The sequence below is a fragment of the Thalassospira sp. MBR-102 genome, from assembly GCF_040549275.1.
GTDB lineage: Bacteria > Pseudomonadota > Alphaproteobacteria > Rhodospirillales > Thalassospiraceae > Thalassospira > Thalassospira xiamenensis.
The window spans coordinates 460,199-469,990 of sequence record NZ_JBEPTC010000002.1 but is presented as its reverse complement, the minus strand read 5'-3'; the positions used below and the strand labels follow the sequence as shown (position 1 = coordinate 469,990).

General features: G+C 55.0%; 7 protein-coding genes. 5 read left to right on the top strand and 2 right to left on the bottom strand.

Translation table 11 applies throughout. The features are described 5' to 3' along the window. The first annotated feature begins 52 nt into the window (after positions 1 to 52). From ABIE64_RS05490 to ABIE64_RS05480, 3 genes are all read left to right on the top strand, one after another. Entirely contained in the window at positions 53 to 706 is a 654-nt protein-coding gene (locus ABIE64_RS05490) for a TetR/AcrR family transcriptional regulator (protein ID WP_354376929.1), read from the top strand. Positions 707 to 829: 123 nt separating this feature from the next. Further along, on the top strand, positions 830 to 1,996 hold the full coding sequence (locus ABIE64_RS05485) for an efflux RND transporter periplasmic adaptor subunit (protein ID WP_354376849.1): 1,167 nt from the start codon (positions 830 to 832) through the stop codon (positions 1,994 to 1,996). 38 nt (positions 1,997 to 2,034) lie between these two features. Next, complete coding sequence (locus ABIE64_RS05480) at positions 2,035 to 5,214, top strand: efflux RND transporter permease subunit (protein ID WP_007088739.1); 3,180 nt, start codon at positions 2,035 to 2,037, stop codon at positions 5,212 to 5,214. A 67-nt stretch (positions 5,215 to 5,281) separates the two neighbouring features. Here ABIE64_RS05480 and ABIE64_RS05475 read toward each other — a convergent pair whose 3' ends face one another. Further along, positions 5,282 to 5,923 (bottom strand): hypothetical protein, encoded by a 642-nt coding sequence (locus tag ABIE64_RS05475; RefSeq protein WP_354376848.1) that lies wholly within the window; start codon positions 5,921 to 5,923, stop codon positions 5,282 to 5,284. A gap of 294 nt (positions 5,924 to 6,217) precedes the next feature. Between ABIE64_RS05475 and htpX the strand changes: the two genes are divergently transcribed. Both htpX and ABIE64_RS05465 read left to right on the top strand, forming a co-directional pair. Beyond that, positions 6,218 to 7,159 (top strand): zinc metalloprotease HtpX, encoded by a 942-nt coding sequence (htpX, locus tag ABIE64_RS05470; protein WP_354376847.1) that lies wholly within the window; start codon positions 6,218 to 6,220, stop codon positions 7,157 to 7,159. Positions 7,160 to 7,352: 193 nt separating this feature from the next. Next, entirely contained in the window at positions 7,353 to 8,930 is a 1,578-nt protein-coding gene (locus ABIE64_RS05465; protein WP_354376846.1) for a hypothetical protein, read from the top strand. Positions 8,931 to 9,045: 115 nt separating this feature from the next. Here ABIE64_RS05465 and ABIE64_RS05460 read toward each other — a convergent pair whose 3' ends face one another. Then, positions 9,046 to 9,765 (bottom strand): Bax inhibitor-1/YccA family protein, encoded by a 720-nt coding sequence (locus ABIE64_RS05460; protein ID WP_354376845.1) that lies wholly within the window; start codon positions 9,763 to 9,765, stop codon positions 9,046 to 9,048. Positions 9,766 to 9,792 lie beyond the last annotated feature (27 nt).

Genomic DNA, 9,792 nt, shown 5'->3' with positions numbered 1-9,792 from the left:
ATACCAACCGGTACGTATATTGAATACAGAAAAAGAGAAAAATGGTGTGAAAATGAGGAACGCTGCCGAGACCCGGACGAAATTGCTGGAGACCGCCATACAATTGCTATGGACCAGCAGCTATCACGATATTGGTGTCAGTGATGTCTGCAAGCATGCAGGGGTTACCAAAGGGGCGTTTTATCATCACTTTGACAGCAAGGCCGCCCTGTTCGCCGCATCGGCGCGCCATCACTGGGATAAGGGAAAGGACGAACTCAGAGCGATCTTTTCCCCGGAAATTGCGCCACTTGATCAGTTGAACAGCTATATAGATCTGATCATGAACAAACAGAAAAAGCAGGCTATTCCGGGGGATGCCGAGGTTTGTGTCTGCCCCATTTTTACTGCCGGTGGCCAGGTTGGGCCCGAGGATATCGAAATTCAGGACTGTTCACGCGAACTTGCCGAGGAGCAGATCAAGTATCTTGCCTCCATGATTCGCGGCCTTAAGGGCGAAGGCATGCTTTCCGGGGATGCCGATGTGACCCTGCTGGCGCGTCTTGTTTTCCAGTTTGTGCATGGCTTGCTGACATACGGCAAAGTTTTTAACAGTTTGGATACTGTTCGGTCTGATTTGCGTGTCGGCATCTGCCGGATGCTGGATTTACGCTGTGAATTCAGGGATGTAAAGGCCGAGGAAGCCTCGTTGTCAGCTGCCGGATAATTCATAAAATTTAGAACGCATGTAAATTTTTTTCATTTTCCCCTTGCTAACAAACCGATCGGTACGCATTTTCCCGTTATTCTGTCCGCGAATGCGCGGGTCACGCTATTGGGAAATGGAAAGATGCAATCACGATCCAAACTGAGAATGCTGCTGTCCGCCACAGCTGCAATCGCTGCGATTGCTGCCGGTGGTTACGGGCTTAGCACCATAGGTTCTGCGGGTGCCGACGAAGCCGTTGCACAGGCTGCACCGCAAATCACCCCTGTTACCGTCCAAGGCGTCCATAGCCAGTCCGTCAGGCTTTGGAACAATTTCTCCGGCCGGCTGAGTGCGGTCGAGGAAGTCCAGCTTCGCCCGCAGGTCAGTGGTGCCATTGTCGATATTCGCTTCGAAGATGGTCAGATCGTCAAGCAGGGCGATATTCTCGCCGTGATCGATCCCCGCACCTACAAGGCCGCCGTTGACGAAGCCAAGGCCGAACTGGCCGCTGCCCGCCAAACCCTGTCGCTTGCCGCCAAGGAAAAGGCACGCGCTGAAAAACTGGTGGCCAATGGCACCGTTTCAAAACGTGTTTTTGATGAACGCGTCAGCGCCGAACAGGTTGCGCAAAGTCAGGTTAACCGCGCTCTTGCCCAGCTCGAACTTGCCGAAATCGAATTTGACCATGCCTTCGTCAAGGCACCGATTGATGGCCGTGTCAGCCGGGTTGAACTGACCGTCGGCAATCAGGTCAATGCCGGGCCGAATGCCCCGGTTCTGACCACCATAGTCTCGACCGGAAAAATCTATGCCGATTTCGATCTGGATGAACAAACCTATTTCGCCAGCATCTATGACGCCAATAAAGTCAGCGGCGCGGATCAGAAAATCCCGGTCCGCATGACCATCGCCGGTGGCAAGACAATTGACGGATTTATCCACAGTTTCGATAACCGCATCGATACCCGTACGGGTACCATCCGGACCCGCGCCCTGTTTGACAACAGCAACGGCGCACTTCTGCCCGGCAGTTTCGCCAGCCTGCAACTCGGCACCTCGGCCGAACAGGATGTCATCCTGATTGCACCCGACGCCATCAGCACCGATCAGGACCGCAAATTCGTTTACGTGGTCCAGTCGGACAATACGGTTGCCTACCGTCAGGTAACGCTGGGGGCCGAAGTTGACGGGCGTCGTATCGTGACCTCCGGGCTTGAACCCGGTGACATGGTGATTGTGAACGGGATCATGAAAGTCCGGCCCGGTATGCCTGTTGCTCCTGAAATTCTGCAGGCCTCGGCATCCTGACGGATGCTTGACTGCGCGCAAAAGCTAGGCTGACTGTTATGCAGAATATATCCAGATTCTTTGTGGATCGCCCGATTTTCGCTGGCGTTCTATCCGTCCTGATATTGTTATCAGGTTTGATTGCCATGCTGAATTTGCCGATTTCCGAATATCCGGAAGTCGTGCCACCGACCGTTGTGGTCGAAGCGCAATTCCCCGGTGCAAACCCGGCCGAAATTGCCCAAACCGTCGCCTCCCCGCTTGAAGAACAGATCAACGGGGTCGAAGGGATGCTATATATCAATTCGCTGGCGACGACCGATGGTCGTCTCAGCCTGACCGTGACCTTTGAAATCGGGACCGACCCCGATCTGGCACAGCAAAAGGTCCAGAACCGGGTCTCGCAGGCCGAACCGCGCCTGCCCGATATCGTCCGTCAGCTTGGCGTGACGGTGTCAAAACAATCCCCGGATCTGACGATGGTGGTGCATCTGCTCTCGCCAAATGACCGCTATGACATGCTGTATCTGCGCAACTACGCGACCCTGAATGTCAAGGATCAGCTGGCCCGCATCAAGGGCGTTGGTCAGGTCGGTCTGTTCGGATCGGGTGATTACGCAATGCGCATCTGGCTTAACCCGGACAAGGTCGCCGAACGCGGCCTGACGGCGGGTGATGTCGTATCGGCCATTCAAAGCCAGAACGTGCAGGTCGCCGCCGGCACCATTGGCGGCGCGCCCTATGATACCGGTGTGCAGTTCCAGTTGCCGATCAATGTCCACGGGCGCCTCGAAACACCCGATGAATTTGCCGAAATCATCGTCAATCGCGACGAAGACGGCACCGTAACCCGTCTTGGCGATGTCGCCCGGGTCGAGCTGGAGGCACAGCAATATGCCCTGCGGTCCCTGCTTGATAACAAATCCGCCGTTGCCCTGCCGATCTTTGCCTCGCCCGGTTCCAACGCGCTTGAAATTTCAAGCAACGTTCGCGCAACCATGGCAGAGCTTAAGCAGAATTTCCCCGAAGGCCTTGAATACAGCATCGTTTACGATCCGACCGTCTTTGTTCGAAGCTCGATCAAATCGGTGATCAAAACCCTGCTCGAAGCCGTCGCCCTCGTTGTTGTGGTGGTGACGATCTTCCTGCAAACATGGCGTGCCTCGATCATTCCGCTGCTGGCGGTGCCGGTGTCGATTGTCGGGACCTTTGCCCTGATGCTGTTGCTGGGATTCTCGATCAACGTGCTGTCGTTGTTCGGTCTTATTCTGGCCATCGGGATCGTGGTCGATGATGCCATCGTGGTGGTCGAAAACGTCGAACGTAACATCGAACGTGGTCTTTCGCCGCGCGATGCAACCGTGGCTGCGATGCGCGAAGTCACCGGCCCGATCATCGCAACCTCGCTGGTCATCACCGGCGTGTTCGTGCCGATTGCCTTCATCAGTGGCCTGACCGGGCAGTTCTATCAGCAGTTCGCCCTGACAATCGCCATCGCAACGATCATTTCAACCATCAACTCCCTGACGCTCAGCCCGGCCCTGTCGGCACTTCTGCTAAAACCGCATGATGCGCCAAAGGATTGGCTGACCCGTGCGATGGACTTTGTCTTTGGCTGGTTCTTCCGCTGGTTCAACCGGTTCTTCAACCGCAGTACGGAACTGTATGGCGGGGGTGTCAAACGGTTGCTGGGGATGAAAACCATCATGATGGCGGTTTATGCCGGATTGCTGGTTCTGACCTGGCAGGGCTTCCAGATTTTGCCATCCGGCTTCATTCCGTTGCAGGACAAACAATATCTGGTCAGTTTCGCACAATTGCCGCAGGGCGCGACGCTTGATCGCACCGAAGAAGTCATTCGCGAAATGTCTGACATCGCATTGGCCGAACCCGGTGTCGAAAGTGCCGTCGCCTTCCCGGGCCTGTCGATCAACGGCTTTGTAAACAGTTCAAGTGCCGGGATTGTCTTTGTCGCCTTGACCGACTTTGACAAACGCAAATCCGATGACCTGTCGGGGCTGGCAATTGCCGGTAAACTGCAACAGAAATATGCCGCACTTGACGAGGCCTTCGTTGCCATCTTCCCGCCGCCCCCGGTTCAGGGGCTTGGCACGGTCGGTGGTTTCAAATTGCAGGTACAGGACCGTACCGATCAGGGTTATCGTGCCCTTGACGATGCCATGAAACAGGTATTGGCCAAGGCATGGGCCGCACCCGAACTGACCGGTGTGTTCTCAAGCTACAATATCAATGTCCCGCAATTGCAGGCCAATCTGGACCGTACAAAGGTCCAGCAGCTCGGCATTCCGGTCGATGAAATCTTCCGGACCATGCAGATTTATCTGGGTTCCATGTATGTCAACGACTTCAACCAGTTCGGTCGCACCTATCAGGTGATCGCACAGGCCGACAAACCCTATCGCTCAAGCCCCGAAGACATCCTGCGTCTGCAAACGCGCAACGCGGATGGCGATATGGTGCCGCTTGGCAGTGTTCTTTCCGTATCCGAAACATTCGGGCCGGATACCGCCATGCGTTACAACGCCTTCCGTTCGGCTGATCTGAATGGCAACGCCGCACCGGGTTACTCCAGTGGCGAGGCCGAGGCCGCGATTATCAAGATCCTTGATGAAACCCTGCCGCCGGGCATGTCCTATGAATGGACGGATTTGACCTATCAGCAGATTCTGGCGGGTAACACGGCAATCTTCATCTTCCCGATCTGTATTCTGCTGGTCTTCCTTGTTCTGGCCGCCCAGTACGAAAGCCTGACCTTGCCGCTGGCGGTCATCCTGATCGTCCCGATGAGCACGCTTTCGGCGGCCTTTGGTGTCTATCTGTTCGGTGGGGATAACAACATCTTCACCCAGATCAGTCTGTTCGTTCTGGCCGGACTGGCATCAAAGAACGCCATCCTGATTGTCGAATTCGCCCGTGAACTTGAACATCAGGGCCGGACAACCGTTCAGGCAGCCATCGAAGCCAGCCGCCTGCGCCTGCGCCCGATCCTGATGACGTCGCTTGCCTTCATCATGGGCGTTGTGCCGCTGGTGATTTCAAGCGGTGCGGGTTCGGAAATGCGCCATGCCATCGGCATCGCCGTCTTCTCGGGCATGCTGGGCGTGACCATCTTCGGTCTGATCCTGACACCGGTGTTCTACGTGCTGGTGCGCAAGATCGGCCGTGGCAACGAGGTTCGTTCACTTGATGGGGCTGACGCGCAGCAGCCCGCGGAGTAACGAAAACCGTTGCACAACAGCCGGACCATAAAGTTCCCCCGACCCCGTGGTCCGGCTGTTTTCTCTTTTATTGATTTCCAAAAACCAGACGCCGAATGCCAAGGAAGGTATCTGTGTCGATACGAAGCGGTCCTTGCCAGGTGCCAGCCTGTGCCGGTGATGGCGCATTCCAGTCAATTTCTCGCGGCGGCGGCATGTTTTCTTCTGATGGCCAGCGATCCCCGCCAAACAGTTCCTCGCGGTAATCTGCCAGCGTGCCAAGTGTTCCTGCCGTACCTTCTTTAACCGTTAGTCGGTTGCCATATTCGGAACGCAACGCGACCTCGACGCGATTTTCGACATATCGGGTTAACTGATCCCCGGAATAGCCAAGATTCTCGCCGTCACTCTGCGCTTTGCTATATTCTATGGCGTAATTCATGCCATTGGAAACATTGACGTTATCCTCGCCAAAGACTGCGACAAGCTGATCATCAAGATAATAGGCGCGTGTTACCTGTGCCTCGCTGTTATCATCTAACCAGCCATTCAACTGGCCTTCGGCATTGGCTTGATAGGTTTCGAATTCTTCCTTCCGCTTGGTCTGAAGGGCTTTCCATTCTTCAAGCGAGAATCTGGTGCTGTATTCACCGGTTTGTGGATCAATCGGTCTGGGCATGGTCAGGTACCGTGCACCGACAATAGACATTTTCCCTTGAAACTCGACCATATGACACCTCCTTCAATGATCTTTAAATTGTACATGCAATTAAAAGACCACTCATGAGTGTGTTAGTGGGACTCCGTTGATATCTGCGGCATTTGGTCTGTGATGTTGGTCACGCAGGAAAAAATTCCATAATCATTTTGCTTGTTCAAAGGGTTGGCGGGAATAATCTTCCCACACCAACGAATAAGTTCTCGATGCGGTGGCAAAGAAGCAGAACAAGTTTGCCGGGTGCTTGCCTTGGCGCAACTTCTCCCTATCTTCTGCGCGGAGTATTCGTCAAAGGAAGTGTCGACCATGAATTATGTGCGTACAGGTTTGTTGCTGGCTGGCTTGACCGCGCTGTTTGGCGCAGTCGGCATGATGATTGGCGGGCAACAGGGCATGATCATCGCATTGCTGTTTGCTGCGGCGATGAATGTGTTTGCCTATTGGAACGCGGATTCCATGCTTTTGCGCATGCGCGGTGCAAGGCAGGTGGATGACCGCACCGCACCCGAACTGGTATCGATGGTGCGCGAACTGGCCCACAATGCCGGGCTGCCGATGCCCAAGGTCTATGTGATCGATAATCCCCAGCCCAATGCCTTTGCCACCGGACGTAATCCGGAAAATGCTGCCGTCGCCGCAACCAGCGGCTTGATGCAGTTGCTTGATCGCAATGAAATTGCCGGGGTGATGGCTCATGAACTGGCCCATATCAAAAACCGCGATACCCTGACCATGACGATCACCGCCACCATCGCCGGGGCGATTTCCGCCTTGGCCAACTTTGCCATGTTTGCCGGCATGTTTGGCGGGGGGCGCAATGACAACAACAATCCGCTGGGCGGGGTGGGGATGATCCTTGTTGCCATTCTGGCACCGCTGGGTGCGATGCTGGTGCAAATGGCAATCTCGCGTACCCGCGAATACGAAGCCGACAAGATCGGGGCTGAAATCTGCCGCCATCCGATGTGGCTGGCATCCGCCCTTAACAAACTGGACAAAGGCGTTCATGCCATTCCGAACATGGATGCCGAACGCAACCCGGCGACGGCGCATATGTATATTGCCAACCCGCTTTCGGGCAAAGGTGTGGACAATCTGTTCTCAACCCATCCGAGCATGTCAAACCGGATTGCCAAATTGCGTGAAATGGCGGGCGCGCCACAATCGGGAGCTGCCGCACCGGCAAAATCCGGTCCGTGGTCCGGGGCGGCAAAGGATCGCCGGGTGCGTCGTCGCCCCTGGAATTAATCTAAGTTACTAAAATTTTGGGGGATTTCCTGACCCCGACCTATACAAACCTTGCCGGTTTTATCCTTCGGTATGGTGCGAAATGCGATGGCGTATGATTGACGCCGCCGCCGCTGCACGAGATTATATCATAATCGTCTAAGTCAACCTCCGGCCACGGACGGATGGCGACGGATGTTTGAGAAGGGGATAAATGGCGGGCTTCTGGTCGATGGTCGGGCTTGTTTTCAAGTCCATCTTTACAACCGGGGAAACGGTTGAAAACGGTTCTGCGTCGGTCGATGGACCGGACGAACGTGTTGAGCCATGCCTGTATGCCGTTGCCCACTTTGTCCCCGAAGATCCATCCGGAACGCCATTGCCCGATCAGGTTGGTGACTGGGTGAAACGCACCCTATCGGATATCCCCGATACTGCGCCACTGTCGTTGGGACGGCATTTCACAATCAGTACCGATATTGCCGATGCCTTTCAGGCGGTGCGCGAAGCCCATGCTGGTGTGTTAAACCTTGCCCGGCGTCAGGATGCTACGGCGGTATTCTGGGGGCAGACCAATCCGGTGAACGGATTGCTGGAAGTTTATTTCAGCAACGACATGCTGGTTTCACCGCTTTATGAATTGCTGCTGCCATTGGTTCACACCTTTCGTCAGCCACAGCATAAAGATACCGCAGCGGCCCTTCATATCCTTCTGACATGTGAATTGCTGGCGCGTGCACGTGGCCGTGATCTGCGTGCGTTGCAGGTGGCACGCCTTGCGTCTCACCTTGATGACCTTCAGGAACGGATCAATAACGGCGAAAACTTTACCGACGTCGGACAGGGCGTGACAACTGCCTATGCTTTTGGTGCGGTTATGCTGGCTGAAACGGGTGAACGCAGCTATTGCCTCAGCGCGATCCGGGCAATTGAACCGATTGTCCGTCAATTCCTGACCCTGGTCACGGAAACGCCAAAAGACAGCAAAACGATCAAAAAGCCGACCGGTCTTCTGAATGAAAGGGTCGTTCAGCAGGAAACCTTTGAAACCATCAGCAAAACCGAAGACATGTTGCGCGGGGTTGCGGATCTGTCACTGATTGATCCGGAACGCTCGGCGATCATGGCGTTGTATGGCACGCTTTTGAACTGGTCGATGGTAAGCAATATGAACGCGCGTTCAGGCGCAACAGCCATCGGTGTGTGGAAGCTTCTGGAACGCCGTTTTGAATTGATGGCGGGCACGCCGGTTTCGCGCGCGATTGCCATTGGCAAACTTGGCGAAGCCACGATGATCCATGCCAAGGAAATTGACGATATCGAAATGGCCGAAACGGCCAGTGGCCATTATCGTCGGGCGCTGGGACTTGTGAATGCCAAGGCCCACACCGTTTTATATGCCCAGATTGCCTATGGTCTGGCGGAGTCTGTTGTCGCCCAGTCCACGATTGGCAGCGTCGGTGTCGTTGCCGAACAGGTTATTCCGGTCTTTCAGGCCGCTCTCAAAGTCTGTTCAAGACGCGATCATCCCTATCTTTGGGGGCGGGCGATGTTCGCGCTTGGCAGTGTACAGTTTTCCCTTGGTGCCGCCGAAAAAGACCTTAAGACAATTTCGCATGCACGGATGAATTTCTCTCAGGCTTACGACGCTTTCGACGAGGCTGCTGCACGCGGGGCGGCGCGCGCTGCCTCGGGCAGTTTCACCCGTGCCGAAAACATGATGCACCAGCTTTCTCAACGTCAGGCAGTAATCGATGCGACCGGCGGCGCAGGAGAAGCCAAGGCTTCGTAAGGGATTTCCGGCAAAATGGTGCAGATTAAACACAAAACGCTTTAAATCAGACAAAAGAAAACCCCGCAGCCTTTCGGATGCGGGGTTTTCCGACTGCGAATGCCGGGGATCAGTTCTATTCGCGATTACCGAAGAACTGAAGCAGCATTACGAACAGGTTCACGAAGTCCAGATACAGCTGCAGGGCGCCAAAGATGGCTTTCTTGCCTGCGGTCGCCTGATCATCGTGGGCGTGGTAGCTTTCCTTGATCCGCTGGGTGTCATATGCGGTCAGACCGGTAAAGATCAGAACGCCCGCACCCGAGATCACGAACTGAAGCATCGAGCTGCCCAGGAAGATATTCACAACACTGGCCAGGATGATCCCGATCAGACCCATGAACAGGAAGCTTCCCCAACCCGAAAGGTCTTTCTTCGTCGTATAGCCGTAAAGGCTCATCGCGGCGAAGGTGCCTGCGGTGATGAAGAAGGTCCGTGCGATGCTTTCACCCGTGTAAACGAGGAAGATCGACGACAGCGACAGACCCATCAGTGCTGCATAAACCCAGAAGGTTGCCTGTGCCGCACCAAAGCTCATTTTATGGATGCGGAAGCTCAGGAACAGGACAAGCCCGATCGGAGCCAGCATCACGATCCAGTGCAAACCGGTTCCGAAAATCGCCTGCATCAGGGTAGGGCTGGTCGACACAGCCATCGCGACGATACCGGTCAGGGCAAGTGCAGATGCCATATAGTTGTAGACACGCAGCATATAGGCGCGGAGACCTTCATCAATCTCGGCCGCCGACCGGCCAACCGAGACGTCATAGCCGCGTTGACGCGTTTCAAAAGCCATTGAAATCCCTCTTTGATCCATAACGGG

Coding starts and splice junctions, on each gene's coding strand:
- ABIE64_RS05475 (WP_354376848.1), bottom strand. CDS start 5,923: ATGGTCGAGTTTCAAGGGAAAATGTCTATTGTCGGTGCACGGTACCTG.
- ABIE64_RS05460 (WP_354376845.1), bottom strand. CDS start 9,765: ATGGCTTTTGAAACGCGTCAACGCGGCTATGACGTCTCGGTTGGCCGG.
- ABIE64_RS05480 (WP_007088739.1), top strand. CDS start 2,035: ATGCAGAATATATCCAGATTCTTTGTGGATCGCCCGATTTTCGCTGGC.
- ABIE64_RS05485 (WP_354376849.1), top strand. CDS start 830: ATGCAATCACGATCCAAACTGAGAATGCTGCTGTCCGCCACAGCTGCA.
- ABIE64_RS05465 (WP_354376846.1), top strand. CDS start 7,353: ATGGCGGGCTTCTGGTCGATGGTCGGGCTTGTTTTCAAGTCCATCTTT.
- htpX (WP_354376847.1), top strand. CDS start 6,218: ATGAATTATGTGCGTACAGGTTTGTTGCTGGCTGGCTTGACCGCGCTG.
- ABIE64_RS05490 (WP_354376929.1), top strand. CDS start 53: ATGAGGAACGCTGCCGAGACCCGGACGAAATTGCTGGAGACCGCCATA.